Origin of the sequence: Natrinema sp. 1APR25-10V2 (assembly GCF_031626495.1) — an archaeon.
Classification (GTDB): Archaea; Halobacteriota; Halobacteria; order Halobacteriales; family Natrialbaceae; genus Natrinema.
On the sequence record NZ_JAMQOJ010000001.1, the window covers coordinates 709142 to 735157 of the forward strand.

27 protein-coding genes are annotated in these 26016 nt (G+C 67.1%); 24 read left to right on the forward strand and 3 right to left on the reverse strand.

The features are described 5' to 3' along the window. Positions 1 to 20: 20 nt before the first annotated feature. The 17 genes from NDO75_RS03705 (at position 21) to NDO75_RS03785 (ending at position 14364) form a co-directional block, all read left to right on the forward strand. Complete coding sequence (locus NDO75_RS03705) at positions 21 to 803, forward strand: 3-oxoacyl-ACP reductase family protein (protein ID WP_310904746.1); 783 nt, start codon at positions 21 to 23, stop codon at positions 801 to 803. Between the two features lie 191 nt (positions 804 to 994). Further along, positions 995 to 1627: a precorrin-6Y C5,15-methyltransferase (decarboxylating) subunit CbiT gene (gene cbiT, locus NDO75_RS03710; RefSeq protein WP_310904747.1), complete on the forward strand. Its 633-nt coding sequence runs from the start codon at positions 995 to 997 to the stop codon at positions 1625 to 1627. Then, entirely contained in the window at positions 1624 to 2430 is an 807-nt protein-coding gene (locus NDO75_RS03715; RefSeq protein ID WP_310904748.1) for a cobalt-factor II C(20)-methyltransferase, read from the forward strand. The genes cbiT and NDO75_RS03715 overlap by 4 nt, the downstream gene beginning before the upstream one ends. Continuing rightward, positions 2427 to 3347, forward strand: a complete 921-nt coding sequence (locus tag NDO75_RS03720) for a cobalt-precorrin-4/precorrin-4 C(11)-methyltransferase (RefSeq protein WP_310904749.1) — start codon at positions 2427 to 2429, stop codon at positions 3345 to 3347. The genes NDO75_RS03715 and NDO75_RS03720 overlap by 4 nt, the downstream gene beginning before the upstream one ends. Before the next feature lie 3 nt (positions 3348 to 3350). Continuing rightward, on the forward strand, positions 3351 to 4340 hold the full coding sequence (gene cbiG, locus NDO75_RS03725; protein WP_310904750.1) for a cobalt-precorrin 5A hydrolase: 990 nt from the start codon (positions 3351 to 3353) through the stop codon (positions 4338 to 4340). After that, positions 4337 to 5218, forward strand: a complete 882-nt coding sequence (locus tag NDO75_RS03730) for an SAM-dependent methyltransferase (RefSeq protein ID WP_310904751.1) — start codon at positions 4337 to 4339, stop codon at positions 5216 to 5218. Before cbiG ends, NDO75_RS03730 begins: the two co-directional genes overlap by 4 nt. A gap of 18 nt (positions 5219 to 5236) precedes the next feature. Then, on the forward strand, positions 5237 to 6265 hold the full coding sequence (cobJ, locus tag NDO75_RS03735) for a precorrin-3B C(17)-methyltransferase (protein WP_310904752.1): 1029 nt from the start codon (positions 5237 to 5239) through the stop codon (positions 6263 to 6265). 30 nt (positions 6266 to 6295) lie between these two features. Further along, positions 6296 to 6562: a ferredoxin gene (locus tag NDO75_RS03740; protein ID WP_310904753.1), complete on the forward strand. Its 267-nt coding sequence runs from the start codon at positions 6296 to 6298 to the stop codon at positions 6560 to 6562. After that, positions 6559 to 7251, forward strand: coding sequence for a cobalamin biosynthesis protein (locus NDO75_RS03745; protein ID WP_310904754.1), 693 nt, complete (start codon positions 6559 to 6561; stop codon positions 7249 to 7251). Before NDO75_RS03740 ends, NDO75_RS03745 begins: the two co-directional genes overlap by 4 nt. Positions 7252 to 7281: 30 nt before the next feature. After that, positions 7282 to 8514, forward strand: coding sequence for a CbiX/SirB N-terminal domain-containing protein (locus NDO75_RS03750; protein ID WP_310904755.1), 1233 nt, complete (start codon positions 7282 to 7284; stop codon positions 8512 to 8514). 79 nt (positions 8515 to 8593) lie between these two features. Next, entirely contained in the window at positions 8594 to 8965 is a 372-nt protein-coding gene (locus tag NDO75_RS03755; RefSeq protein WP_310904756.1) for a DUF3209 family protein, read from the forward strand. A gap of 2 nt (positions 8966 to 8967) precedes the next feature. After that, on the forward strand, positions 8968 to 10278 hold the full coding sequence (locus NDO75_RS03760; protein ID WP_310904757.1) for a PQQ-binding-like beta-propeller repeat protein: 1311 nt from the start codon (positions 8968 to 8970) through the stop codon (positions 10276 to 10278). 104 nt (positions 10279 to 10382) lie between these two features. Next, positions 10383 to 11486 (forward strand): hypothetical protein, encoded by a 1104-nt coding sequence (locus NDO75_RS03765; RefSeq protein WP_310904758.1) that lies wholly within the window; start codon positions 10383 to 10385, stop codon positions 11484 to 11486. Then, positions 11483 to 11965 carry a hypothetical protein gene (locus NDO75_RS03770; RefSeq protein ID WP_310904759.1) on the forward strand — a complete coding sequence of 161 codons (483 nt, stop codon included), beginning with the start codon at positions 11483 to 11485 and terminating at the stop codon, positions 11963 to 11965. Before NDO75_RS03765 ends, NDO75_RS03770 begins: the two co-directional genes overlap by 4 nt. Before the next feature lie 44 nt (positions 11966 to 12009). Beyond that, positions 12010 to 12915, forward strand: a complete 906-nt coding sequence (locus NDO75_RS03775) for a hypothetical protein (RefSeq protein ID WP_310904760.1) — start codon at positions 12010 to 12012, stop codon at positions 12913 to 12915. Between the two features lie 74 nt (positions 12916 to 12989). Beyond that, positions 12990 to 13805 carry a hypothetical protein gene (locus tag NDO75_RS03780; RefSeq protein ID WP_310904761.1) on the forward strand — a complete coding sequence of 272 codons (816 nt, stop codon included), beginning with the start codon at positions 12990 to 12992 and terminating at the stop codon, positions 13803 to 13805. A gap of 94 nt (positions 13806 to 13899) precedes the next feature. Next, positions 13900 to 14364, forward strand: coding sequence for a hypothetical protein (locus tag NDO75_RS03785; protein WP_310904762.1), 465 nt, complete (start codon positions 13900 to 13902; stop codon positions 14362 to 14364). 96 nt (positions 14365 to 14460) lie between these two features. On the opposite strand, the gene NDO75_RS03790 is transcribed toward NDO75_RS03785, so the two are convergent. Genes NDO75_RS03790 through NDO75_RS03800 form a run of 3 tightly spaced genes read right to left on the reverse strand, consistent with a single transcriptional unit; the run spans position 14461 to position 17472 of the window. Further along, positions 14461 to 15426, reverse strand: a complete 966-nt coding sequence (locus NDO75_RS03790) for an ABC transporter ATP-binding protein (protein ID WP_310904763.1) — start codon at positions 15424 to 15426, stop codon at positions 14461 to 14463. Next, complete coding sequence (locus NDO75_RS03795) at positions 15423 to 16406, reverse strand: ABC transporter permease (RefSeq protein WP_310904764.1); 984 nt, start codon at positions 16404 to 16406, stop codon at positions 15423 to 15425. The genes NDO75_RS03790 and NDO75_RS03795 overlap by 4 nt, the downstream gene beginning before the upstream one ends. A 49-nt stretch (positions 16407 to 16455) precedes the next feature. After that, positions 16456 to 17472, reverse strand: a complete 1017-nt coding sequence (locus NDO75_RS03800) for an extracellular solute-binding protein (protein WP_310904765.1) — start codon at positions 17470 to 17472, stop codon at positions 16456 to 16458. 226 nt (positions 17473 to 17698) lie between these two features. Between NDO75_RS03800 and NDO75_RS03805 the strand changes: the two genes are divergently transcribed. The 7 genes from NDO75_RS03805 (at position 17699) to NDO75_RS03835 (ending at position 25767) form a co-directional block, all read left to right on the forward strand. Continuing rightward, positions 17699 to 18415 (forward strand): TOBE domain-containing protein, encoded by a 717-nt coding sequence (locus NDO75_RS03805; RefSeq protein ID WP_310904766.1) that lies wholly within the window; start codon positions 17699 to 17701, stop codon positions 18413 to 18415. A 646-nt stretch (positions 18416 to 19061) separates the two neighbouring features. Beyond that, positions 19062 to 19655, forward strand: a complete 594-nt coding sequence (locus NDO75_RS03810; RefSeq protein WP_310904767.1) for an HTH domain-containing protein — start codon at positions 19062 to 19064, stop codon at positions 19653 to 19655. A 97-nt stretch (positions 19656 to 19752) separates the two neighbouring features. Next, entirely contained in the window at positions 19753 to 20142 is a 390-nt protein-coding gene (locus tag NDO75_RS03815) for a hypothetical protein (RefSeq protein WP_310904768.1), read from the forward strand. A 142-nt stretch (positions 20143 to 20284) separates the two neighbouring features. Then, a complete protein-coding gene (locus tag NDO75_RS03820; protein WP_310904769.1) occupies positions 20285 to 20716 on the forward strand; it encodes a universal stress protein in 432 nt (143 codons plus the stop codon). A gap of 114 nt (positions 20717 to 20830) precedes the next feature. Further along, positions 20831 to 21331, forward strand: a complete 501-nt coding sequence (locus NDO75_RS03825) for a universal stress protein (RefSeq protein ID WP_310904770.1) — start codon at positions 20831 to 20833, stop codon at positions 21329 to 21331. A 100-nt stretch (positions 21332 to 21431) separates the two neighbouring features. Then, entirely contained in the window at positions 21432 to 23423 is a 1992-nt protein-coding gene (gene acs, locus NDO75_RS03830) for an acetate--CoA ligase (protein WP_310904771.1), read from the forward strand. 124 nt (positions 23424 to 23547) lie between these two features. Continuing rightward, positions 23548 to 25767 carry a bacterio-opsin activator domain-containing protein gene (locus NDO75_RS03835; protein ID WP_310904772.1) on the forward strand — a complete coding sequence of 740 codons (2220 nt, stop codon included), beginning with the start codon at positions 23548 to 23550 and terminating at the stop codon, positions 25765 to 25767. The last annotated feature ends 249 nt before the right edge of the window (positions 25768 to 26016 follow it).

A 26016-nucleotide genomic window follows, 5' to 3' on the forward strand; every position in this document is an offset into this window, starting at 1 on the left:
GTGCCGATAGTGTCAATCGTATGTCCGAATCTGTACAACGGCTCGAACCCCTAGAGCGCCGTCCGCTGACCGACCGCACCTGCCTCGTTACCGGGTCGTCACGTGGAATCGGTCGCGAGATCGCGTTCGAACTCGCCCGTAGCGGTGCCGACGTGGCGGTCAACTATCGCTCCTCGAAAAAGCGAGCGCTCGAGGTGACCGAGACGATCGAGGAAAACGGCGAGGCGGCGGTTTCGGTCCAAGCGGATATCTCCGACCCGACACAGGTCGAGCGGATGGCCGCGGAGGTCAGGGAGGAACTCGGCGCGATTGACGTGCTGGTCAACAACGCCGGGATCACGATCGACCGGACGTTCGAGAACATGACCTACGAGGACTGGCAGACGGTCATCGACGTCAACTTGAACGGGACGTTCAACTGCACGAAGGCGTTCTACGAGGACATCAAGACCTCCGACCACGGCCGACTGATCAACATCTCGAGCGTCGTCGGCCAGCAGGGCAACTACGGGCAGGCCAACTACGCGACTTCGAAGGGCGGTCTCTTCGCCTTCACCCGGACGCTGGCGCTCGAACTCGCCAGCCACGGCTCGACGGCCAACTGCGTCGCGCCGGGCTTTACCGAGACGGACATGCTCGAGAAGGTCCCCGAACGGGTACAGGAGAAGATTCGAAACGACATCCCGCTCGGCCGCTTCGCGAAAACCGAGGATATCGTCGGCATGGTTCGATTCCTCGCCGGCGATCAGGCGGAGTACATGACCGGCCAGGTACTCGGTATCAACGGCGGCATGGAGTGGTAGGGACGCTGCGAGCCGATCGGACTGGAACTATCAGACTGTCGGCTCGAGTATGGTCGTCCGCTCGTCGCCGTGACCGACAGTCAGGTTCGTTTCGACAATTTTCGTTGTCCTACTCCAACTCTATCTGGGCAACCGGAGTTGTGCTACTCCAAACAAAATTGTTTTAGGGGCGGACTCTGTTCCAACGGGTGATGCCACCCATCGCGCTTCCACACGACGCGAAGGCCGGGCCGACCAAGTCGGAGGTCCGGGCCGTCGTCCGCTCGAAGCTCGCGCTCGAGTCGGACGACCACTTCGCGGAGGTCGGCTCCTGTACAGGGGCCGTCACGATCGAAGCCGCACAGCGAGCCGGGCGGGTGACCGCCGTCGAGCGGAAACCCGAGCGCCTCGAGACGACCGAGCGGAACCTCGCCGCGAACGAGGAGTCGATCCGCGCCGACGTCGAACTCCGCAACGCGGAAGCGCCCGAGGGGCTGCCCGACGACGCTGACGCGCTCTTCCTTGGCGGAAGCCGCAACTTCGAGGCCGTCCTCGACCACGCCGTCGAGACCGAGATCGATCGGGTCGTGATGAACGTCTCGCGGCTCGAGGTCGCCGGCAAGGCGACCGAGGCCTTCCGCGAGCGCGACCTGCTCGAGGAAGTCGTCCAGTTTCAGGTGAGCCACGGCTACGAGCTCGCCGGCGCGACGAGTTTCGACTCGGACAATCCGGTCTATACGCTGGTCGGGAGCGCGACGCCGGACGGAGACGAGGACGCGGACGACGGTGAGAGAGTTGCCGCCGATGGACGCGGCGGAACGCGGACGGAGGGTGTCGATCGATGACGCTCTACGGCGTCGGACTCGGCCCCGGCGAGGCTGACCTCGTGACGGTTCGCGGGAAGGAGGTGCTCGAAAACGCCGACGTGGTCTACTCGCCGGGTCGGCTCTCTCGGACCGTCGCGCTCGAGCACGTCGACGAGTCGAAGATCGGCGACCTCGATTTCCCGATGACGAAAGACGAGGAGAAGCTGCGAGCGGCCTGGAAGGAGGCCGCGGCGGAGATCGCCCCGAACGCGCGCGACGGCGACGTCGCCTTCGTCACGTTGGGCGATCCGAACGTCTACTCGACGTTCGGCCACCTGCGCCGGACGATCGACGCCTTTCATCCGGACGTGGATCTCGAGATCGTCCCCGGCGTGAGCGCCGTGACGGCTTTCGCGACCGCATTGGGTGTCGAAATCGAAGCCGGCGCGGGCCTCTCCCTGCGGGAGGCCGCCGCCGGTCACAGCCCGACGGGTCCGGACCGGATGATCCTGTTCAAGGTCACTGACGCGCCGGCCACCCACGAGGGCCTCGTCGAGGCCGGCTACGACGTCACCTACGGCCGCCGGCTGTTCATGGAACAGGGCGAGACGCTCGTTACCGGCGACCCTGCGGAGATCGACGAGCGCGACTACTACACGCTCGCCTACGCCGAGAAGGCGGATCTCGAGGTCGAACAGGCGACGGCCGCGTTCCAGACCGAGGACGAAACCGGATCGGAGGACGCGACGACGGACGGTGAGCCGGTGACTGACGGCGGCGAAGTAGTCGATCTCGAGCGCGCCGAGGGCTGCGAGGGTGGCGATTGCGGAGGACATCGATGACTGACGATACACGCAACGACCCACAGGACGCGATCGATTCACAGGGCGAGGCCCGCCGCGAGGAACTGGACGACCGGATCTTCGAGCACAGCGCCGGCGACGACCAGGAGGGGATCCCCTTCGTCGGCGCCGGGCCCGGCAATCCGCGGCTGCTGACCGTCGCCGGCAAGGAACTGCTCGAGGCGGCGGACCTCGTCGTCCACGCGGGTTCGCTGGTCAACAGCGAACTGCTCGACGAGTACTGCGGCCACGCCGACCTCGTGAACTCGGTCGGGAAGGACCTCGAGGAACTGATCCCGCTGATGCGGGACGCCTACGAGGACGGCGACGACGTCGTCCGACTCCACAGCGGCGACCCCGCGATCTACGGGGCCGCGCTCGAGCAGATGGACGCCCTGGAACACGAGGGCGTCCCGACCTACTTCGTGCCCGGCGTCACGTCGGCGTTCGCGGCCAGCGCGACGCTGCGGACGCAGTTGACGCTGAACGAGGTCTCGAACCACGTCGCGTTCACCCGTCCCCAGGGCAAGACCCTGACGCCCGAGGAGGACCACATCTCCGACTTCGTCGAGATGGGCGACGTGACGACCTGCATCTACCTCGGTACCCACGCGGTTCGTGACACGATGGATCGGCTGCTCGAGGACGACCACGACCCCGAGACGCCGGTCGCGGTGATCTACCACGCCTCGTGGCCGGACGAGGACGTCATTATCGGCTCGATCGGCGACATCGCGGACAAGGTCGAGGAAGCTGGGTACCGAGCGTCGGCGCTGGTCGTCATCGGCGACGCCGTGACGGGTGCGGGCTACGAGCGATCCTTCCTCTACGGCGACTGGGCCAATCGGGGCCCCGACTCGACCGGTGCAGACGAATCGGACGCACAAGCGAACGAAACGCAAGCGGGAGACGATTAACTCATGAGTACGGACAACGCTGACAATGCGAACGACGATTCGGGATCCGGCGGCGGCCACTGTTCGACGGCCGATTCGGACGGCGAGGTCGCCGAGGAGATCGCGATCATCTCCTTCGGCCGGAAGATGGACACCGCCGAGGAGATCAAAGCCGAGATCGGCGATCGCTACGAGGCGATCGACATCATCGAGTACCACGGCGACGTCTTCGAGGAGCACTGGGGCGAGTACGACTGCTTCATCGGCCTCATGGCGTCGGGGATCGCGATGCGGAAGACGGCCCACCTGCTCGACGACAAGTGGGAGGACCCCGCGATCTGTGTGGTCGACGAGGAACTGACCTGGGCCATCCCGATTACAGGCGGCCACCACGGCGCGAACCAGGTCGCACAGGACTTGGCAACGATGGGTGCCGTTCCGGCGATGACAACCGCGAGCGAGGCCGCGGGCAAACAGGGCGTCGAGTCCCGCGCGAAGGCGATGGACACCCACGTCGTCAACGGCGACTCGACGGTGAAGACCAACCTCGCCGTTCTCGACGACAACCTCGGGCCAGTCGAGCGCCTCGAGGGGCCGAAGGCCGTCCTCGTCGGCGACGACGTGACGGTCCTCAAACGTAACACAGACGACGGCGTCGTACTGGGCACCGGCAGCGTTTCCGGAGCCGACAAAGAGGCGTTCCTCGCCGCATGGGAGGACGCCCTCGAGCAGACCGACTACGGCTTCGAGGACGTGGAGTTCGTCGGGACTGCGACCCGCAAAGAGGACGAAGAAGGGCTGCTCGAGGCCGCTCAGGAACTCGACCTCGGCGTCGTCGTCTTCGACAAGGAGACGCTGCTCGCACACGAGGGACCGACGCCCTCGAAGTCGAAGGAGTTGATCGGCTGGCCGGGCGTCTCGGAGGCTTCCGCGATCGCGGGCGGCCGCGAGCAGGAACTGGTGCTCGAGAAGATCAGCTACGAGAACGAGGTCACGGTGGCGATCGGCAAATGAGCGGGACCGAAAGCGGATCCGCCGATGCGACGGCCGGCGGCACCCCCGACGACCACGGCACCCTCTACGTCGTCGGTATCGGCCCCGGACTGCCGGATCACATGACCAAGCGAGCGAAGGAAGTCATCGAGTCCTCGGAGGTCGTCATCGCCTCAAGCCTCTATCAGGAGTTCCTTCGCGACGACGGGACCATTCCCCCGGAGGAGCAGACTGACGAGGACGGTATCGCCGTCCGCGAAGATGGGTTCGAACAGGAGATCGTCCGCTCGACGATGGGTCGACAGATCGAACTCGCCCGCGCGGCGTTCGACTACGTTCGCGAGGGGAAGGACGTGGCTCACGTTTCCGGCGGTGACCCGTCGGTCTACGGCAAGTCCGATCTCATCTTCAAGATGGCCGAGGAGGACGACGCGACGGACGTGCCGATCGAAATCGTCCCCGGCATCACCGCGGCGCTGGGCGGATCGGCGAACGTCGGCGCGCCGCTGTGTAACGACTTCTGTACGGTCTCGCTGTCGGACAAGTGGCGCGGCTGGGACGAGATCGAGGAGAAGCTTCGCGCAGCGGCGATCTCGGACTTCGTGATCGTCCTCTACAACTGCTGGCGCAACTACGAGAAAGCCGTCGAGATCGTCAGCGAGGAGCGCACCGACGACGCCTACGTGGCCATCGTCAACGACGCCGGCCGGGAAGACGCCGGCCGAAACGGCGAGAGCCAGCACATTACGACGCTGGGCGAGGCCGCCGACCACGACGACAAGGTGTCGGGGATGGGCACCTCGCTGATCATCGGCAACCACGAGACCGAGACCTGGCGCAACGACGACCGAACGTATCTCGTCACCCCGCGCGGCGGGCGTGACGTCGACGATTTCTGAACCCACCGACACATAGCCATGAGTACTGACACCAACGCGGACGCTGACGACGAATCGACTTCCAACTGCGGTGGCTCCTCGAGCGGGAGCAGCGAGGCCAGCGCCGATACCTCGAGTGCGTGCGGCGCCTCGAGCAGTACCGACGACTCGACTTCCAAATGCGGCGCATCCTCGAGTTCGAGCTCCTCGTCTTCGAACTGCGGCGCCTCGAGTTCGGACGACTCGAGCGGCAACGAACAGGAGGTCGGCGCGACGGTCGACGACTTCGACGCAGAGCCCGGTCAGCTGATCGCCGTCGGCCTCGGCCCCGGTCACCCCGAGGGGATGACCGAGCGCGCGAAGGCGGCGCTGCTCGAGGCCGACCACATCGTCGGCTACACGACCTACATCGACCTGATTCCCGACGAGATCACCGACGAGGCGGAGGACATCTACGACACGCCGATGTGCGGCGAGGTCTCCCGCACCGAGGAGTCGATCGACCGCGCGCTCGCGGGCAACGACGTCGCGATCGTCGGTAGCGGCGACCCCAACGTCTACGCGCTGTCCGGACTTGCCCTCGAGATCTTGGAGTCCAAGGGCGCGACGGCGTCGATGGTCGACTTCGAGGTCGTTCCCGGCGTGCCGGCGGCGCAGTCCTGTGCGGCCCGACTGGGCGCGCCGCTGGTGAACGACACCGTCTCGGTGTCGCTGTCGGACCACCTCGTCCCGATGCCGGAGATCGAGTCCCGACTCCACTCGGTGGCCAGCGAGAACTTCACGATCACCATCTACAACCCGTGGAGCCGCAAGCGCCGCGAGAACTTCGAGAAATGCTGTGAGATCCTCCTGACTCACCGCGATCCCGACACGCCGGTCGGCATCGTCCACGGGGCCGGCCGCGAGGACGAGCAGGTGATGATCACCGAACTCGCCGAACTCGAGGAGTTAGGCGAGAGCGAGATCATCGACATGACGACGACGATCGTCGTCGGCACCGAGGACACCTACGTCTGGGACGACCGGATGGTGACCCCGCGGGGCTACGAGACGAAGTACGACTACTGAGCGACGATCCCACCAGCGAACTACACCACTATGCCACGATACGAAGTCACCATCGAGAAGGACGCTTGCGACGGCATCTTCGCCTGTCTGACCCGCGATCCGCGGTTCGTCGAGGGCGAGGACGGCCTCGCGACGATCGATCCCGGTGCGGATCCCGTCTACGACTGCGAGGGCGAGGTCACCGACAACGCCGAGCGCGTCGTCGCGACGTTCGACGACGACCGCATCGACGAGGCCCAGCAGGCTGCGGCGGCCTGCCCGACGGACGCGATCGTCGTCCGGGAGGTGGGCGAATGAGCGGAACGGAAGCGAAAGCCGCAATCGAAGTGCCGTCGGACCCCCTCGCGGGCCACCCCGCGACGGCGTATTTCTGGGGCCACGTCGCCGGCAGCGGCACCGTGTCCGACGAGCGCATCGAGGTCGTCACCAACGACGAGGAGTCCGCGCAAGTGCTCGCAGCCGTCGCGGGCGGCGATCTCGAGCACGAAACGACCACCCGCGACTACGCCCACGACACCTCGATCACGCGCACGGAGGACGAGTACACGCTGTCGATCGGCGGCGACGAGAACGCGGGTCTGCTGGGCCGCAGCGGCGCGCTCGGCCTCCCCGTCGACGGTCGCGGCAACTACCGCTTCGGGGCCTTCGCGAGCCACGACCGTGAACTGCTCCGGGGCCTGCTCGAGGGCTGTGGCACGATCTGCTTCAAGTCCTCGAGCGGCACCGTCGGCATCTCGTTCGTCCACGACGATCGGGAGCTGCTCGAGTTCGCGCGGGAGCTGATCGCGGCGTGTCCGGTCGAAGCGCCCGTCGACGACCTCTTGGAGACTTCGTCGGGCGGTTACTGGTTCGGCGTCGACGACGCCGCCGCGCCCGATTTCGGCACGTGGCTCTACGAGGACTGCGAGGGAACCGGACTGTTCGCGCCGAGTCGTCGGCGCAAGTTGGAGCAGAGCCTCGAGCAGGCCGATGCGTACGACGAGTAGCCGACAGACCGATCGAGATAACGAGTACCGATGAGCACACCCGACGAGACCACGCCCGCGTCCGCGGCAGGCTTCGACGACGAGGCCGTCCTGCTTGTCGGCCACGGCTCCAGACGCGAGAAGTCGAACGAACAGGTGCGCGAACTGTCAGCCGGCCTCGAGTCCCGACTCGGGATCCCCGTCGACGCCGCGTTCCTCGAACTCGCGGAGCCGGCGATCGACGAGGCCTTCGCGGGGCTCGAGCCGATCGCGTCGCGAGTGACCGTCGTCCACTGCTCGCTGTTCGCCGCGAGCCACGTGAAAAACGACGTGCCGCTGGCGATCGAGCAGGCACGGGCGGAACGCGACCTCGAGATCGACAACGGTGCACATCTCGGCGTCCACCCCGCAATCTTGGACCTGCTGGACGACCGTGCCGCCGCCGTCGAGGCGGAACTGGGCGTCGATCGCACGGAGGACGACGTCGCCGTCGTCGTCTGTGGTCGCGGCTCGAGCGATCCGGACGCCAACGGCGACGTGCACAAACTCGCTCGGCTGCTGTTCGAGGGCCGCGATTTCGACCGCGTCGAGGCGACGTTCATCGGCGTCACCGAACCGACGCTCGAGGACACCCTTCACGGGCTCTCGAAACACCGGCCCGACGCGGTCGTCGTCCTGCCGTACATGCTCGGCGACGGCGTCCTCACCCAGCGGGTGCGCGATCGGACCGCCGAGTTCGACGCGGACTACCCCTACGTCGACGCACTCGCCGGCGATCCGCTCGGCACGGATTCGCGGTTGCTCGACGTCTTCGCCGACCGCTGGCAGGAGGCCCGGACCGACAGCGTCGCCATGTCCTGTGACACGTGCAAGTACAAGGTCGACCTCGAGGGCTACGAGGAGGACGTCGGCGGCGCTCGCGCCATGCTCCGGGCGCTCGCCCATCAGGAGGCCCACGCCGATCGCGAGGACGTCGACGAGGAACCCCACAGCCACGACGCGCCGGAAAAGCACGTCGCGGTCTGTATGAATCAGACCTGCGCCGAGCAGGGGTCGCCGGCGGTCCTCGAGCGACTGCGACAGGAGGCCCGCGACTCGGAGCACTGCGACGCCCGCATCACGCGGTCGTCCTGTCTGGGACGCTGTGGCGACGGGCCGATGGTCGCGGTCTACCCAGACGGGGTCTGGTACGGCGACGTCGCGAGCGAGGACGCCGAGCGGATCGTGGGCGACCACCTCGACCGGGACCGAATCGTCAGCGACCTCGTCGATCAGACGCTGTAGCCGTGCGAATTATCGCGATATCCACGTAGAATAGCACGCCAACTGACTGCAGATACGAACCCGATTCAACGCATAATCCATGAGCTGTTACGAAATCGAAGCACTGCGACTCGGACTGATGAACGTCCTCGGCGTCGGGGACGACAGCGCCCGCGAGCACGCGGAGAAGGAACTCGAGGGCCATCTCGAGGGTCCCGTTCGGGGCCTCGCGGAGGCCGACAGCCTCGCGGAGATCCAGCGTCACCTCGACGCGGCGCTGGTCGACTTAGAGGAGGCGGTCGCCGCGATGGACAGCGACGACCCCGAGTACGATTACACGCGAGGGCGGTTGCTGGCCGTTCGCGACGCCGAGCGAGCAGTAGCGCGGCTGACCGTACAGGGAGAGAGTATCGTCGACGGGCTCGGGGATGCCCACGACACGCTCCACGAGACCTTCCCGGTCGAGGAGTGACGATGAGCGAACCGACAACCGAAGCCGGTTACGAGACCGAGTTCCGGTCGGTCACCCTCGGCGAGATCGAGCCCGCCCGAAGCCGACATATGTGGACTCGATCCGCAGTCGGTGTCGCCGAGTCCGGCGATCTCGTCGTCACCGGCGAGTGGGACGGCACCGTCACCGCCTGCGACGCCGACTCGCTCGAGGCGCGCTGGACGGCCGACCACCCGGACCACGCGGTCGGGATCGCGTCGCTCGAGGGAACGAGCGAAACGAACGGCAGCGGGGGCGAGGGTGAGGGCGAGACGGTCGTCGTCGCCGGCCGCGGTGAGACGGGAACGATCGCGGCCTACGACACCGCGACGGGCGACCGGCGCTGGCGCTACGACACCGTCGACGAGCTCGGCGAGGCGGTCGAGGACACCGTCTTCTACCTCCCGTACGTCGTCGCGCTCGAGGTCGGCACCGACGCCGACGGCAACGACGTACTCTATGCGGCCGCGCGCCGCTACGAGCGCGACGGCGAGACCCGCCGGTGGCATAGCGCGGTCTACGCGTTCGACGCCGACGGAACGGTGCGCTGGAGCTACGAGACCGACGCGTCCCCGATCGCGCTCGATCTCGAGGCCGACGGCGAGCGCCTCGCGGTCGGCTACAACCGCTGTATGGGTGACCACGACACCGGGCTCGTCGTTCTCGAAGCCGACGCAGGCGACCTCGCGTGGACCTGGGATCCCGGCACCGAGGGCGACCGTCGCGTCGGCGACGTTGCCTTCGATGGGGAGGCGATCGCGGTCTCGAGCCACGGCGACAAGCGCGGCTACCTGCTCGGGCCGGGCGGGGCCGAGCGCTGGAGCGTCGACCTCGCCGTCGAGACCGATATCGGCGACGAGACGCTGTACGCATATCCGAACCACGTGTACGCGAACGATGGCCGGGTGGCGTTCGTGACCGGCAACACCTACGCGGTCGAGAGCCGCGAGACCGAGAGCCGCCATCCGAACGAACACCGAGTCGCTACGTTCGACGCCGACGGCAACCCGCTGTGGGACGACGAGGTCCGCGGCTTCGTCCACGGGCTGGCCGCCGACGGCGATCGACTCGTCGCTCCCTGCGCCCAGAACTTCCGGGTGCGCGATCCAGACACGCACGCCGTCCGCCGGTTCGATCTCGAGTCGGGTGTGACGGACTGCGTGCGGTTCGACGGCATCGCCACCGCGGCCGCCGTCGCAGACGGCACCGTCGCCGCGATCGAGGAACCGGTGCAGTACCACGACGAGGGGCAGACTCGCGGCGAATACGCGCTCCGCGTCGGATCGCTCGAGTAACGCAGTCCGTTCCTTCGCACCGATCCGTCCGGCTGATTGTGTCGTCCGGTCGCACACGCAAGGCCAACCCCCACAACGCGCCCTCGCGTCTGTACGACCGTACTATGACCCAGGATTCTACATCCGGCGGCGACGAGGCGCGTTCGGTCCTGGAGTGCGCTTCGAGCTGTCCCGACGAGACCGAACAAGCGGCGGGACCGCCGCCCAGGCTGATGACCGACGGTGGTCAGGCGGAGATGAAGGAAGCGGAAGACGAAGAGCCGGAAGACGAGACCGAGTCGGACACGGAAGCGGACTCCGATGCGCAGACCGACGACGGGGAGGCAGAGTCCGAAACCGACGAAGCCGAGACGGAACCCGAAGCGGAGGCAGAGTCAGAAGAGGAGGTCGAAGACGAAGCAGAGGGGGAAGCCGAAGCGGAAGAATCGGAAAGGGAAGACGAGGAGGCAGCAGAGGAAGAGGTCGAAGCCGACGAGGCAGCAGAGGAAGAGGTCGAAGCCGACGAGGCAGCAGAGGAAGAGGTCGAAGCCGACGAGGCAGCAGAGGAAGAGGTCGAAGCCGACGAGGCAGCAGAGGAAGAGGCCGAAGACGAAGCGGCGGAAGAAGACGAGTACCACGTCCAAGGCGCCGATGAGGTGTACGAGGGCGACGACGCGTCGGGCGTCCTCCACCTCGACCTCGACGGACTGTTCCTCGACCTGCTCGGCCTCGAGGTCAATCTCGATCCGGTTACGCTCGACGTCTCGGCGCGACCGGGCGAGAACAGCTTGCTCGGAAACCTGCTGTCGGCGGTGACGGGACTGCTCGACGGTCCCGGCGCCATGGTCGACGAGGCGAAGTCGCTGCTGAGCAAGCCGATCGAGTTCGTCCAAAATCTGCTGAACGAGCCCGTCGAGAAGCTCACGGGGCTTTTCGGCGGTGGTGACGAGGCGGACGAGGCCGCCGAAGACGAAGACGCGGCCGAGGGCGAAGAGGAATCCCCCGGTCCGCTCTCGTCGGCGGTGGCCCGCCTGAAGAACGGCGTGTCGGCGGCGGCGGGCTGGCTGCGGGAGAAGGTCGCTGCGCTCGCACCCAGCCTCCCGACCGAGGAAATCGTCTCGGCGATCGTCAGCGCGATACTGGAACAGTTGCTCGAGCAACTCGAGCCCGAACGCACCGACGAGACTCGCGGTGAGACGGAGCCCTCACAGGCGGAGGCGACGTCATGAGCGACGACTCGCTGACTCAACGGATCGATACGGAGCAGATCACGGAAAACGTCGACGTCGACGAGTTAGTCGAGGGGACCGACTGGGAGGACGAGATCGATCGGGACAAGCCCCTCGGCGAAGCGCTGGGCGGACAGATCGGCGCAATCCTCGGTCGGGCAATCGGCGAATCGCTCGGCCGAACCATCGGGAACATAGTCGTCGACGAGCTGCTCAGTTCCGGCGAAACGGGCGACGAATCGGCCGCAGACGAGGAGGCTGACGAGGGAGAGAGCGAGGAAGACGAGTCGGACGACGAAGCCGCCGAAGAGGCCGAGAGCGAATCCGAGACCGACGACAGCGAGAGCGAATCCGAGGCCGAGGAGGACGACGACGGCCAAGCGGCCGAAGACGACACCGACGCCGAAGCCGAATCGCAAGGCGACGCCGAGGACGAGGGATCGGCGGACGAAGAACAGACTGCCGAAGCCGAGGAGTGACCCACTGATGCACAGACTCCTTTCGTGCTACGGCGCGGCTCGAGGTGATCGTCGTGAGTGACGACTCGGGACTGAAGGGAATGGTCGCCGAGGAGGTCAGCAACCAGCTCGACGTGGCCGATATGCTCAGTGACGGAGGCATCGAAGACAGCATCGACGGCGGTGAGGTCGGAGCAGCGGTCGGTCGCCGGTTCGGCGAACGGTTCGGCCGCGAAGTCGGCGCCTCGATCGGCCGGGAGGTCCACGAGACGATCGCCGCGGGCGTCGACGAAGGGAAAGCGCTCGGCGAGATCCGCGCCGACCTCTCGACGGCGATCCGCGACGCCCTCCGCGACTCGCTCGCGGATGTAAGCGGCCGCGACTCGCTCGAGTCGGTGGCCGAGAGCGTGTCGGAGGGGAGCGCCCAGGAACTCCTCGGCGGCGCCGGAAGCGGCGAGACCGACGCGGACGAATCGGAGAGCGAGGAAGCCGAACCTCGAGACGAGGAACCGGCGGACGAAGGGACGTCACCGGACGTCGAAGGCGACGACAGCGACGAGACGAGCGCCAAAGAGCGGGTCAAGGAAGCCGCCAGCAAAGCCGGCGACTCGGTCGAGGAGACCGCCAGCAGGGCCAAAGAGACGGTCGACGGGGTCACCGGCGACGCCGACGAACAGGCCGACGAGGCCGAGGAAACCGAAGAGACGGCCGACGAGACCGAGGAAGCCGAAGCAGCCGACGATGACGAACCGTCCGCGGAGGACCTCGAGGATCTCAGGCGGGAGACCCTCGAGGACTTCCTCGGAGTGATGTCCTACAGCGACCTCCAGTCGGTCGCGAAGGACGTCGACGTGAAGGCGAACCTCAGCCGGGAGGAGATGACCGAGGCGATCATCGAGACGGTGACCGACGAGGAGGCCGACGCCGACTCGGGATCGGCGTCGGACACCGAGGAGGCGGAAGCGGAGTAACGACTGCGACGTACCGGTCGCCCGCCAGCGGGACCGACAACGGACGACACGACGTCGAAATCTGGGAGGCATCTATGAGTGACACGCAACTACGAGATCGCGTACACGACGTACTGAACCAGGCCGACGAGTCGAGCGAATCGATCGTCGCCGGTGACGACGAAGCCGCCGAGGACGGCGAGTCGACCCTCCTCGAGACGGCCGCCGAGGCGAGCGACGTCCTCGAGTCAGCGGAACCGGACGAATTGCTCGCGGCGATCGGACTGGACACGCTGGCGGACGGAACCGAGCCGGATTCGATACCCGAAGCGATCGCCCGCGGGGAGGAGGAGAACGTCGCGGACCTCCGACGGCTGCTACGCCTGTCGAACCTCGCCGATCATGCGGACGACGGCGGGCTCGAGGACGCAGTCGACGGTCTCCGGGCAGCGATCGGAGAGCGAGCCGACGCCGCATCGGAAAGCGGAGCCAGCGCCGACGAGGCGGACGACGAACCAGCGACCGACGACGGCGAGGCTGGGACGAGCGACGGCGAGACCGGCGACGGATCGGAGACGAGCGGCGACGTCGGCGACCGGCTCCGAGCGGCGATGAGCGACTCGTTCGCGGAGTTCGGCGACGAACTCTCGGAACTCAAAACCCAACTCGAGGAGCGAAGCGCCGCCGCTGCCGACGGCGAGACGGCCGGCGAGGAGGCGGACGCGGCGGACGAAGATGAGGATGAGGACGAGACCGACGATGGACTGCTGGAGCGTAGGTCGGGCGGCGAGGATCGCGGCACGGCGTCAGGCAGACCGAGTCGGCATTCCACGATGGCGCCGCCGCCCTCGAGACGAGCGGACATGCGCGGAACCGCGCGGCACTCGACGATGCCGAACAAACGCGGATAGCGGGGCAGCTTTCGGCCGATCCGGAGCGCGACGTCGAATCGGACAGGCTATCGCCCGCTGAAGCCTTATCGGGTTCCTCGCCGACGTCGTGCGTATGACGAGACACATCAGCGAAGCGCAGGTCCGCCACTGGCTCGACGATACCGCGATCCGAGACGTGACGCCGCACACCGACGAGGACACCGAGTTCAACTTCCAGGTCGAACTCTCGCGTCTCCCGGTCCACGTCATCAAGGAAGACGAGTTCGGACCGGTTCGGATCGTCGGCCGTAGCGGATTCGACACCGAACGAGCGAAGAATCTGCTTCGCGACGACCGGCGACGCGGCGAGCTCCTCGAGTACGTCGGGCCCATGCTGGCTGCGACGCCCGGGTTTTACACGTTTCTCGACGAGGAGGGGGCGTCGTGCCAGTTGCGCGAGGCCGAGACGGTGCAAGTAGAGTACCGCGTCTATCCCAACGAGGCCAGTCAGCAGTCCCTGATGGACGGCATCATGTCGATCGCGACGAGCATGCGGTACGTCCAGAACGTGGTGGTCGCGGTCGCCGAATCCGAGTAACGTTCGGTCGACGGGTCGGTTCGGCGAAAGCGAACGCCTTGGAGTCGTCTCGAAGGTCGTTACGCCGGGCCCACCCGGTCGTGCGGTCACGGGGGATTAACAGTAATGCAACTCGGCGCGCGGAAACGTCAGTCGGACCGTCTCCCCGAGGGCCGGGGGGTCGTCGGTGAACACGTCGACGTCGGCCTCGTCGAACGCCACCGTCACTCGGTTGGTCGCGTCCTCGCGGACGACGCGATCGACGGTCCCCGAGACGTCACCCGCCGAATCGCCGATCACGACCGCTTCCGGCCGGATCGCCACGTATCCGTCCGACGGCCCGTCGCGGCTGAGCGCGTCCTCGAGCGAGGGCGCAGCCGACAGCTGAATGGCGTTCGATCCCGTGAAGTCGGCGACCATCGGCGATGCGGGCCGTTGGAAGACGTCGTCGGGCGTTCCGATCTGGACGACGTGGCCGTCTCGCATCACGGCGATCCGATCCGCGATCGCTCGCGCGGTCGTGCGGTTGTGCGTCACGTACACGCTGGTGACGTCCGCGAGGACGTCCGCCAGGTCGTCTCGAAGCGTCTGTCGAGTCGGAACGTCGAGCGCCGCAAGCGGCTCGTCGAGCAGCATCACGTCGGGTCGAACGGCGAGCGCGCGGGCGAGCGCCACCCGCTGTTTTTCGCCGCCAGAGAGCGTCGGCGGGTAGCGGTCGGCGAGGTCCGCGACGCCGAGTTCGGCCAGTAACTCGTCGGGATCGCGCGTCCCGTCGTGGTAACGGACGCCGTACTCGACGTTCTCCCGGACGGAGAGGTGGGGGAACAGGGCGTAGTCCTGAAAGACGAAGCCGAAGCCGCGCTGCTCCGGCGGCCGGTCGTCGAGCCGTCGTCCGTCGAGCGTCACGGTCCCGTCGTGGTCGTGGAAGCCGGCGACGGCCTCGAGCAGCAGCGTCTTGCCGCTTCCGCTCGGTCCGAGAACGGCGAGGCTCTCACCGCGCTCGACCTCGAACGCGGCGTCGACGGTGAACGCGTCGGCTCCCTGCGCGGTGAACGTCGTCCTGAGGTCCGCGTGCAGGCTCATCGGGACACCCCACCGGCGACCGTGTCACCGTCGGTCAGGTAGCGGACGACGAGGAAGACGAACGCGGACACCCCGAGTAGCAGGAACGCGACCGCGCCGCTCTCGTCGAGCCCGCCTTGGAGGTACGAGTTGTAGACGAAGACGGGCGCGTGCTGTGCGGTCACCTGCCCGCCCGCGGGCGGGTAGAAGAACGAGACGCTGTAGGCGACGACGGCGACGGCTCCGAACTCCGAGACGGCCCGCGCCCACGCGAGGACGCCGCCGGTGATCATGCCCCGGACTGCGAGCGGGCCGGTCACCCGGCGGAACGTCTGCCAGCGGTTCGCGCCGTGAATTCGAGAGGCGTACTCGAGGCGCACGTCGATCGTCTCGAACGCCTCCCGAGTCGTGTTCACGGCGTAGGGTGCGGCGACGAACGTCATCGCGAGGACCATGCCGACCATCGTTCCGAGCACCGACAGTTGCGGAAACGCGCCGTTCTGGCCGAAGCCGAACAGGATGATGATGCCCGCGACCGAGTGCGGGACGACCAGCGGGAGGTCGACGAGGCTCTCGACGAACTGCTGGCCGGCGAACCCCTTTGCGAGCAAGTGGGCAAGTGGGACCCCGAGCAGGAGGCTGAGCACCGCCGCCAGCAGCGGGCCGTAGACGCCGAGATAGAGCACGCGTTGCACGTCCGGGTCGAGCGCCTTCTCGACAACGAGCGACGGCGACTGTCGCGCGACGAACAGGAACAGCGGGAGCCCCAGTGCGACCATGAGAAGGCTGCCAACAGTCGCGGTCGCGACGGTGAACGGCGACCCGTCGAGCGCGTAGGCGGTGACGGCCGTGCTGCCCACCATGAAGAAAGCATACCAGGTCGGCTTCTCGAGCAGAAACGCCCCGGCAAACGCCAGTAGCTGCACGGCTATGAACGCCGCCACGAGCGGCGTCCGGCCCACGGTTCCGTCTCCGAATCGCGTCTCGGTTTCTGTTGCCATGATCTCTGATTATCGTTCGTCGGCCGCGTATCGGTTCACGGAGCGAGACTCAGGAGCCGCTGAGTTCGAGCGGGCCGAGGTTGGACTTCGCGCTGGCGACCTCCATCACGCGGTCCGGAACCGCGTCCTCCGAACTCTTCGGCACGACGATGGGATCGACCGGAGTGAGCCCCTGGTTTTTCAGGATCTCCCGCCCCGGTTCGGTCCCGAAGTATTCGACCCACTGCGCGCCGAGTTCCGGTGACTGTGCGACGCTCGGTACGGCGATACCGTAGGCGATGGGTGCACCGGTATACGTCCCCGAGTCGGTCTCCACCTCCGCCTTGGCGTAGTGGTCCGCGTACGTACTGGTCGCCTTCGAGAGGTCGACCTCCGGCTGCAGGTCGATGAACGGTTTCCCCGCCGTGCTGGAGATCGACTGGTAGTAGAACACGTAGTCCAGTTCGCCCGACTCGAGTTGCCCCTCGAGGTTCGTCTCCGTTCCGGTTGGGACGACCGAGTTCTCGCGGAGTTTCTGGTAAGTGGCTTCGTCGTACAGGCGCTCGCCCTCGAACTCCTCTTTGCCGAGTTGCTGAGTCATCACCGCGCGATAGCCGCCCGGGTCGACCGCCGGGTCGGAGTGGCCGATCGTGATCCCGTCCCGGCTGAGAACCTCCCACCAGTTGTCCTTCGAGATGTCGCCCGCCCCCGGGGAATCCTCCCGATACTGGATCGACATCGAGTTCGTGGTGAAGACGGCGTACCAGTCCCCGTAGTCGGGAACGACGTCGTCGCGAATGAGCCGGAAGTCGGAGACGCCGAGGACGTCTGCCTTCCGGTTCTGCTGGGTGATCTTGTTCTTGGAGTCGACCGAGCCCTTGGCTTCGCGCGTGACGTCGACACCGTATTCCTCCTCGAACTGGGGTTCCGCCTCACCGAACGGCGGTGCCAGCGACCCGGCGTGGAAAATCATCATCGAGTCGCTGCCTCCGCTGCCGCTTCCACCGCCGATACACCCGGCTACCGCGATCGCCGCGGTGCTTCCGCTCCCCGCCAGAAACGCGCGTCGGCTCCGTTGTTCCACCATGGATACATCGCTGTTCCGCCGGGACGAGTATAACCGTTTCCCTCGAAATTCGTACGGAGATGACCATATTCCCAATAGAACACCGTTGTAACAACGGAAAGTTGCTCGAAGAGAGGCCGATCGGATGACCGGGGAACCGCTCAGCCGATGGAAACGAACTTCTCGCTCGATCGCAAACCACACGTAAGCAGCCCGACCGGGACCGCCGCATGACCAACTGATGTCTATGGAAAAGGAGTTCGACCCATACCTGCGGATCGACGACGTGGCCGTCGATCGGAGCGACGTCGAGATGTTGCGCGCGATCGACGACTGCGGCTCGCTGTCGGGTGCGGCCGACGCCCTCGAGCGCTCCTATCCCCGCCTCCAGCAGCGGGTCGTCGAACTCGAGGAGGCGATCGACCCGCTGGTCGAGCGCACCCGCGGCGGGGCAGACGGCGGCGGGAGTTCGCTGACCGCGACGGCTCGAGACCTGCTGGCACGGTTCGACCGACTGGTCGCGGCCTACGAGGGCGTCGCCCGCGTCGACGAGACGGTGCTGTCGGGGCCGGTGGTCGACCGCGACGGCGAACTCGCGACCGTCGAGACGGCGGCCGGGACGGTCCTCGCGGTCGTCCCCGCGGACGCCGGGACCGCGGCCGTGACGATCCGCTCAGATGCGGTCAGCCTCCACGCACCCAGCGACGCGCCGCCGATCGAGGGGACGAGCGTCCGCAACCGCTTTTCGGGAACCGTCGCATGGCTCGAGGCGGGCGATGCCGTCGCTCGCGTCGGAATCGACCTCGAGGGCGGATCGAACGGCGACGACCCTGTCGAACTCGTGGCGCTGGTCACCCGCCGCAGCGTCGATGCACTCGGGCTCGAGCCCGGGCGGGCGATCGTCGCGTCGGTAAAAGCGACCGCGGCGCGGGGGGTCGCGGTGACGAACCGAGATGGAGATTGACGAATCGGCCGGCGAAGCGAGTCCGATCGAGCGGTTCCGTCACACGACGCCGAACGCTTGTGATTTCGTGTCCCGCTAGGGGAGACGTTTCGTTGCGGTCGGTTCGGACCCGCGACCGGCCGCCGTTCGTGGACATCTTTCGCCGCTTCCGGCCGCGAACTTCACGCCAGTTAGCCGCCGGTACCGCTGTACTGGGTCACTCGCGGGGCCGATGCGCGACCACTGTTGTGTAGGTCGGCCTCTGAGAGACCACCCTCGAGAACGGATCCGCTGGACGACGAGCGTCCCGTTCCGAAGTCCGCTCGGGCAAAAATAAAATGTCCCGATAGTTCATGAATTGGTTGTATAATTCAATGGTCGCAGTTCTTTCGACGGTTTTCTAGAAAACTGTTCACTAGTTTATTACCCGTCAATTTATGTGGATGTCTCTGGCACTCGGGGACGATGCACACGAGCGAACAGCCGACTGCAGTGCCCAGCGACTTCCCGGTATTGGACGACAGAGATACGCCTACACTACGCCGACACACGGCAGGGACGAGGGCGATCGGCCACCGGCGGCCGTCGGTGCCGTCTGACTGCAACCGCCTCGCTGTGCTCGCAGTGCTCACCGCGACGGATCGTCAGCGGCGAGCGGAGGGACGGTATGCAGGCCGATAAGTCCGCGAGTCTCCCTGCGGTCGACGAGGTCCCGCGGAAAGCCCGTCGGATCGACTGCTACGTGCGATCTACCGTCCCTGGTCCACTCGCCGAGACAGTCGACGACATCGTCGAGCGACTCCACCGACTCCGCGACCGCGGGCGCTTCGCCGACGTCCGGGTCTGTGTCTGGCCCCCGGAGGGCCACGCAGCCTCCGAACCGGACGACGAGCGCGAGCGAACGCGACACGACCTCGTGGCCGAGTTCGAACGCTGGGCCGCCGAGCACGACGCGACGCTCGAGCCGGCCTTCCGTCGAGAGGAGAGTCCACCGTTCTCGCACGGACTCGGGCCGGAGGAGCCCCGCGAACGACTGCGGGTACCGGTCGTGGCGCTGGCGCTCCGCGCGGACTCGGCCGAGTCGGACGCCGAACCCGATCCCCTCCGCGGAGTCGTTCCACACACGACGTCTCCCGGGACGGACGACGAACGGACGTACACTGTCGACGAGTGGCTCACGGCCGTCGAACGGTCGGAGCGGAAACCGGTCGCTGGCTCCGCGCAGACTGATGGCCAGCCGTCACTGGGAGGGCAGCGATGAGCGCGGCTCGGACGGCACGATCAGGTGACACGGGACGAACGGGGACGATCACCGACACCGCTCGCGAAATCGAACGGAGCATCGACGCGCGGAGTACATGACGACCGATTGCGATCGAAACGACGATGACCCAGCGGCGACGGGCGACTCGAGCGACGGCGGCGCGCGCCTTTCGTGGAGCGCGACGTTCGCCGTGCTGTCCCACTGGTATCGCCGCGAGGTGCTGCGGTTCGTCGCGGACGCCGACGACCACACCGCCACCGTCGACGAGCTCACGGCACATCTCGTCGAGCGGACCGACGAGCCGCCGCGGTGCGACCGGATCATGATCGCTCTCCACCACGTCCACCTGCCGACGCTGAGCGAAGCGGACGTCGTCGACTACGATGCCGAGTCGAAGGTGGTGTCGTACCGGCGATGCGGTCGAGTCGAAGCCATCCTCGAGCGCGCCCGGTCCGAGGAGCCCGGCCGAGAGTTCCCGACGTAGGATCCGAACGGTGCCGGTCGCAGCCCGTTTCACGTTCGAAACACGATCAGATCGCAGGAACCACGGCCCGCCACGCTGCATTTCGGTCTCGGGACGCTCGGGGAGCCATAGGTCTTTCTCGCGAGGGTTCGTATCGGCACGCATGTACGACTCCATTCTGATCGCGACCGACGGCAGCGAGGCCGCGGCGACCGCCGTCGATCACGCGGTGGCGCTCGCAGACCGATTCGACGCACCGCTGTACGGAATCGCCGTCGTCGACGATCGAACCGAGTACGACACCGGCATCGTCGACCCCGAGGAGGCCCGACAGCACCTCCGCGAGCGTGCGTCGGAGTGGCTCGCGGCCCTCGAGGAAACGGCGGGCGAGGCGAACGTGACCGTCGAGACGACCGTTCGAACTGGCGTGCCTCACGAAGAAATCCTCGGGTACGCGGCCGAGAACGACATCGACGTGATCGTCGTCGGCGCTCGCGGCCGCTCGTCGTTCAAGGGGGCGCTGCTCGGCAGCACCGTCGACAGGGTCGTCAGAGTCGCGGATCGGACGGTGCTCGTCGTCGGGACCGACGACTGACGAGAACCGAGCGTGGGATGGACCGGTGTGCGAGACCGGTACCGGCGGCGGGGAGGCCTGCGACCAGGTGATGGAGGGAGAACACTTACCTTCGCTGTCGTATGAGCTATCACCATGTCACTGCTCGTTCCCTTCGACGGATCGGTGTTGGCGACGAACGCGCTCGAGCGAGCGTCGACCTTCGGCGACCTGCTCGACGAGGAAGTCGTCGTGCTGACGGTCATCCCGGACGACGCCGATTACGCGCGGGAGCGCGGCTGGATCACGGAAGGCGAGCCGTTCAATGCGGAGGCGATCGCCGCAGGGATGCAGACCCGCGCTGACGAGGTCGCGCCGGAGGCGACGTTCCGAACCGAGCGAGTGAGTTCCGACGAACCGACTGCCACGTCGACGACGAACGTCGTCCGAGAGATTCGGCGGGTCGCCGCCGAGATCGAGGCGTCGGTGGTCTTCATCGGCTCGGAGAACGCGGGCTCGGTTATCGCACCGCAGTCAAGCGTCGGAGGTCCGGTAGCTAACGACCAGCGCTACGACGTCTACGTCGTTCGCGAACCCGGCGACGAGATCGATCCCGAGGAGATGGCCGACATCGACTCGACGCAGGACGATCTCTGATCGGCGACAGGGCCGCCGCCGACGGGCGGACGCGACCCGTCTACCGCACGGCGATTTGGAGGAACGTTTATTCCGCTGACCGACCACGATTCGGACGACAATGGACGATCGGAACGGGTGGGACCGGGACGCGACGGCGCCGACCGGGTCCACCCACAGCCCGCCGGCGTCGTTCGTCGAGCAGGCGAACGTCGCGGAGCAGGATATCCACGAGACGTTCGACGCGAACTGGCCGGACTGCTGGACGCGTGCGGCCGACCTCCTCTCGTGGGAGGAACCTTACGACACCGTCCTCGAGGACGCTGACGCCCCCTTCTACCGGTGGTTCGCCGACGGCCGACTGAACGCTTCCTACAACTGCCTGGACCGCCACCTCGAGGCGGGCCGGAAGAACCACGCCGCGATCCGCTGGGAGGGCAAACAGGGCGAGCGCCGGACCTACACCTACCGCGACCTCTACGTCGAGGTCAACGAGTTCGCGGCCGCGCTGCGGGATCTCGGCGTCGAGGAAGACGACGTGGTGACGATCTACCTGCCGATGATCCCGGAGCTGCCGATCGCGATGTTGGCGTGTGCCCGTATCGGCGCGCCACACAGCGTCGTTTTCGCCGGGCTCTCCGCGGACGCGCTCGCGACGCGGATGGACGCCGCCGACAGCGAGTATCTCGTCACCTGCGACGGCTACTACCGCCGCGGCGACGCCTTCAACCAGAAGAGCAAGGCCGACAACGCCCGCATCGGGCTCGAGCAGGACGTGCGGACGGTCGTCGTCGACCGGCTCGGCGACGACCTCCCGCACGTCCTCGGTGATGGCGAGTGGGACTACCACGAACTTCGCGAGGAATTCGCGAGCGAAACGGTCGAGCCGGTCTCCCGGGACGCCGAGGACATGCTGTTCCTGATGTACACCTCCGGGACGACCGGCGAGCCGAAAGGCGTCGTCCACTCGACCGGCGGGTATCTCGCGCACGTCGCGTGGACGAGCCACGCGGTCCTCGACGTCAAGCCCGAGGACACCTACTGGTGTGCGGCCGACATCGGCTGGATCACCGGCCACTCCTACATCGTCTACGGCCCGCTCGCGCTGGGAACGACGACGGTGATGTACGAGGGGACGCCGGATTACCCCGACCGGGATCGGCTCTGGGAGATCGTCGACCGCAACGCCGTCGACGTCTTCTACACCGCGCCGACGGCCATCCGCGCGTTCATGAAGTGGGGCGCCGAGTACCCCGAGCGCCACGATCTCTCGAGCCTGCGGCTGCTCGGGACCGTCGGGGAGCCGATCAGCCCGCGCCCCTGGAACTGGTACCGCGAGCACGTCGGCGGCGGCGACTGTCCGGTCGTCGATACGTGGTGGCAGACCGAGACCGGCGCGGTGACGATCTCGACGCTGCCGGGCGTCGACGACATGAAGCCCGGCTCCGCGGGGCCACCATTACCGGGGATCGACGCCCGAATCGTCGACGCGGGGGGCGAGGCGATCGATCCCGGTGAATCCGGCTATCTCACGATCACACAACCGTGGCCGGGCATGGCCCGGACGCTGTACGACAACGACGAGCGCTTCGTCGCGGAGTACTGGCAGCGCTTCTCCGACCCGGAGGCCGGCGAGTGGCGTTACTTCAGCGGCGACACCGCTCGAGTCGACGAGGACGGCTACATCACCGTCCTCGGCCGGGTCGACGACGTGATCTCCGTCTCCGGCCACCGTCTCGGAACGATGGAGATCGAGGGCGCGATCGCCGACGTCGACGGCGTCGCCGAAGCCGCCGTCGTCGGCCGCTCGAGCGGGACCGGCGACACCGAGATCTACGCGTACGTCAGCACCGAGAGCGGGCGGGAGCCGGACGGGGCGATTCGGCGGGCGATCCTCGAGAGCATCGAGTGCGCGATCGGAGCGATCGCACGACCGTCCGAGGTCGTCTTCACGCCGGAGCTCCCGAAGACGCGCTCGGGCAAGATCATGCGCCGCCTCCTCGAGGACGTCGCCAACGGCGAGGAACTGGGTGACACGAGCGCGCTCCGGAACCCGGAGATCGTCGGCGAGATTCAGGCCGAAATCGACGAGGACGGCGAACGAATCCAGTAATTTCGCAGTATCAATTTTCGCGAAACGTTTTCCGTTCGTGTACCCGCCGTCCTCAGCGGGGACCGCACGGAAATCATCGCGCTCGGCGATACAGTTATGTTCGCGTCGCCAGAACGAGCGAACCATGAGCCTCGAGGGGACGGGGGGGACGGTGCTGACGCGCCGGGAGTACGAGTCGCTCCTCGACGCCGCCGAGACCTACCGCGAGGCGCTGGTCGTCCGCCTCTGCGGGGACGTCGGGCTCCGGCCGGCCGAACTGACGCGGCTGACGATCGACGACGTCGAACAGGTGCGGATCGATCCGCCGCGGTACCTGGTCCGGGTGCCGGGCGGCGACGAGGGGCGCGGCCGGACCGCGTACCTGCCGACCCGCGTCGAGCGCGAACTCCGGCGGTACGCCCGCAGCAACGACCTCTCGCCCGAGGATGAGATTTTCTCGGTCACGGCCCGCCGGCTCCAGATGCTCGTTTCGGACGTCGCCGACCGGGCCGCCGAACTGTTCGACGATCCGACCCTCGTCGACGCGTCGACGAGCGATCTCCGGCGGCATTTCGTCCACACGGCGCTGGTCGATCACGACGTCAACCCCCGCGTCGTCAAGGCCGCGGGCGGCTGGCGCAGCTTCGAGGCGCTCGAGTCCTATCTGCCGGAGCCGACCGAGACCGAGATCGTCGACGCCTTCGACGCCGTCGAGCGCCCATCGGGACCCCGCGCCGGCGAGTCGGGGTCCGGGCCCGCGGTCAGCGACGACAGCGTCGTTCGGTTGTTGCTGGCCGCCAGCGACCGGTACGCGCTCGTCCGCCTCGATGCCGACGGCTACGTCGAGCGCTGGAACCGCAGCGCGGCCGCGATGTTCGGCTACCGGGCCGGGCAGATCGTCGGCACGCACGTTTCGACGTTCTACACCGACGACGCCATCGAGGACGGGGAGCCCGAACGGACGCTCTCGGCGGCTCTCGAGGAGTCCGGGACCGAGACCGAGGGCTGGCGCGTCCACGAGGACGGCACCCGGTTTCGCGCGACGGAGGTCGTCTCGCCGCTGCGGGACGATCAGGGCCGCCACAGCGGCTTCGCCGTCTTCGTCCGCGACGTGACGGCCGCCCACGAGGAACTCGAGGCCGCCCGCGAGCGCCGGGACGAACTCGAGGGGCTGTATACGGTCGCTCGCCGCCACCGGGCCGTCACCCACGCGCTACTCGACTCGACCGACCACGAGGAGGTCGAGGCGGCGACGTGTGCCACGCTCGCCGACGGGCGGGCCTACGACGTGGCCTGGATCGACCGGGCGACGATCGGGGATCGTCGTCGGGAGCGGCGCGCGGCGAACGGCATCGACCCGGAGGAGATCGATCGGCTCGTCCCCGAGGACTGGCGCGAAACCGAGCCAACCGCTGATCTCGAGCGACCGGTGTTGGACGCCGATACCGAGACGCGTGAGCGGGCGGTTGCCGTCGCAGACGACATCTCGGCGACGCTCGACGGCGACGCGTTCGAGGGGGCCATCGCGAGGACCCCGCTGACGTACGGTGATACCGTCTACGGAACGCTCTCGGTCGCAACCGAGCGGCCGGGCGCGTTCGCTGACGACGAACGCACGTGGCTCGGGACGATCGGCCGTCAGGTCGGCTACGCCATCGCCGCCATCCGCCGACGGAACCTTCTGTTATCCGATCGGGTGACGGAACTCGAGGTCACCTGTCGGGACGACCGGTCGTTCTTCGTCGACGCCTCGCGCCGGCTGGACTGTCGGTTCGAACTCGACTCGCTGGTCCCGATCGGGGAGGCGACCCAGCTCTACTACGTCCGGCTCGAGGGGGCGTCGCCGGCCGACGTCTTCGACCTCGCCGCCGACGATCCCGGGATCGACGACTGCCGGCTGGTCGAGACCGGCGAGGAGAGCTGGCGCGTCGAGTTCGTCATCGACGGCTCCTGTCCGATCGTCACGCTGACCGAGTACGGCGTCACCGTCCGCGAAGCGGTCTTCGAGGCCGGAACGGCGACGATCACCGGCGACTGCGCGGCCGACGCCGACCTCCGCACGATCGTCGACGGGCTCCGCGCTGCGTTCCCCGACTCCGAACTGGTCGGCAAGCGCGAGGCAGAGCGGGCCGTCCAGACGGCCCGCGAGTTCCGCGAGGGGCTCGAGGATCGACTCACGGACCGCCAGGAGGCCGCGCTGCGGGCAGCGTACTTCGGCGGCTACTACGACTGGCCTCGAGAGAGTACGGCCGAGGAGGTAGCCGACGCGATGGGGGTCTCCTCGCCGACGCTGCACAATCACCTGCGGAAGGGCCAACACGAACTGCTCCGAACCTTCTTCGACGAACCTGGCGATGGCTCGTAGTAACGAGTTCGAACAGCCGGCGGCCGGAGCGTATCGCACTACGCGCGCACGCAGTCTCATGGCGACCATGTCAGTACTAGACCTCTAGATGTCCGGCGCGAACATGTGGGCCGATACACACATATCTTCGCTGATCTGGGCGTGACGACTCGTCGTGCTGTCGATTTCCTCCGCGCGCGGCGGTCGCCGACGGGCTATCAGGACCTAATATGGTCAATATACCCTATATTTCCCTGGGAGAATGGGGTC

What these genes read in the sequence shown, in the direction of transcription:
- NDO75_RS03780 (WP_310904761.1), top strand. Translation starts at nt 12,990, where the DNA reads ATGAGTGACACGCAACTACGAGATCGCGTACACGACGTACTGAACCAG.
- NDO75_RS03805 (WP_310904766.1), top strand. Translation starts at nt 17,699, where the DNA reads ATGGAAAAGGAGTTCGACCCATACCTGCGGATCGACGACGTGGCCGTC.
- NDO75_RS03795 (WP_310904764.1), bottom strand. Translation starts at nt 16,406, where the DNA reads ATGGCAACAGAAACCGAGACGCGATTCGGAGACGGAACCGTGGGCCGG.
- NDO75_RS03715 (WP_310904748.1), top strand. Translation starts at nt 1,624, where the DNA reads ATGACGCTCTACGGCGTCGGACTCGGCCCCGGCGAGGCTGACCTCGTG.
- NDO75_RS03740 (WP_310904753.1), top strand. Translation starts at nt 6,296, where the DNA reads ATGCCACGATACGAAGTCACCATCGAGAAGGACGCTTGCGACGGCATC.
- NDO75_RS03815 (WP_310904768.1), top strand. Translation starts at nt 19,753, where the DNA reads ATGACGACCGATTGCGATCGAAACGACGATGACCCAGCGGCGACGGGC.
- NDO75_RS03790 (WP_310904763.1), bottom strand. Translation starts at nt 15,426, where the DNA reads ATGAGCCTGCACGCGGACCTCAGGACGACGTTCACCGCGCAGGGAGCC.
- NDO75_RS03745 (WP_310904754.1), top strand. Translation starts at nt 6,559, where the DNA reads ATGAGCGGAACGGAAGCGAAAGCCGCAATCGAAGTGCCGTCGGACCCC.
- NDO75_RS03720 (WP_310904749.1), top strand. Translation starts at nt 2,427, where the DNA reads ATGACTGACGATACACGCAACGACCCACAGGACGCGATCGATTCACAG.
- NDO75_RS03750 (WP_310904755.1), top strand. Translation starts at nt 7,282, where the DNA reads ATGAGCACACCCGACGAGACCACGCCCGCGTCCGCGGCAGGCTTCGAC.
- NDO75_RS03730 (WP_310904751.1), top strand. Translation starts at nt 4,337, where the DNA reads ATGAGCGGGACCGAAAGCGGATCCGCCGATGCGACGGCCGGCGGCACC.
- NDO75_RS03785 (WP_310904762.1), top strand. Translation starts at nt 13,900, where the DNA reads ATGACGAGACACATCAGCGAAGCGCAGGTCCGCCACTGGCTCGACGAT.
- NDO75_RS03770 (WP_310904759.1), top strand. Translation starts at nt 11,483, where the DNA reads ATGAGCGACGACTCGCTGACTCAACGGATCGATACGGAGCAGATCACG.
- cbiG (WP_310904750.1), top strand. Translation starts at nt 3,351, where the DNA reads ATGAGTACGGACAACGCTGACAATGCGAACGACGATTCGGGATCCGGC.
- NDO75_RS03800 (WP_310904765.1), bottom strand. Translation starts at nt 17,472, where the DNA reads ATGGTGGAACAACGGAGCCGACGCGCGTTTCTGGCGGGGAGCGGAAGC.
- acs (WP_310904771.1), top strand. Translation starts at nt 21,432, where the DNA reads ATGGACGATCGGAACGGGTGGGACCGGGACGCGACGGCGCCGACCGGG.
- NDO75_RS03760 (WP_310904757.1), top strand. Translation starts at nt 8,968, where the DNA reads ATGAGCGAACCGACAACCGAAGCCGGTTACGAGACCGAGTTCCGGTCG.
- cobJ (WP_310904752.1), top strand. Translation starts at nt 5,237, where the DNA reads ATGAGTACTGACACCAACGCGGACGCTGACGACGAATCGACTTCCAAC.
- NDO75_RS03820 (WP_310904769.1), top strand. Translation starts at nt 20,285, where the DNA reads ATGTACGACTCCATTCTGATCGCGACCGACGGCAGCGAGGCCGCGGCG.
- cbiT (WP_310904747.1), top strand. Translation starts at nt 995, where the DNA reads ATGCCACCCATCGCGCTTCCACACGACGCGAAGGCCGGGCCGACCAAG.
- NDO75_RS03835 (WP_310904772.1), top strand. Translation starts at nt 23,548, where the DNA reads ATGAGCCTCGAGGGGACGGGGGGGACGGTGCTGACGCGCCGGGAGTAC.
- NDO75_RS03810 (WP_310904767.1), top strand. Translation starts at nt 19,062, where the DNA reads ATGCAGGCCGATAAGTCCGCGAGTCTCCCTGCGGTCGACGAGGTCCCG.
- NDO75_RS03765 (WP_310904758.1), top strand. Translation starts at nt 10,383, where the DNA reads ATGACCCAGGATTCTACATCCGGCGGCGACGAGGCGCGTTCGGTCCTG.
- NDO75_RS03755 (WP_310904756.1), top strand. Translation starts at nt 8,594, where the DNA reads ATGAGCTGTTACGAAATCGAAGCACTGCGACTCGGACTGATGAACGTC.
- NDO75_RS03825 (WP_310904770.1), top strand. Translation starts at nt 20,831, where the DNA reads ATGTCACTGCTCGTTCCCTTCGACGGATCGGTGTTGGCGACGAACGCG.
- NDO75_RS03705 (WP_310904746.1), top strand. Translation starts at nt 21, where the DNA reads ATGTCCGAATCTGTACAACGGCTCGAACCCCTAGAGCGCCGTCCGCTG.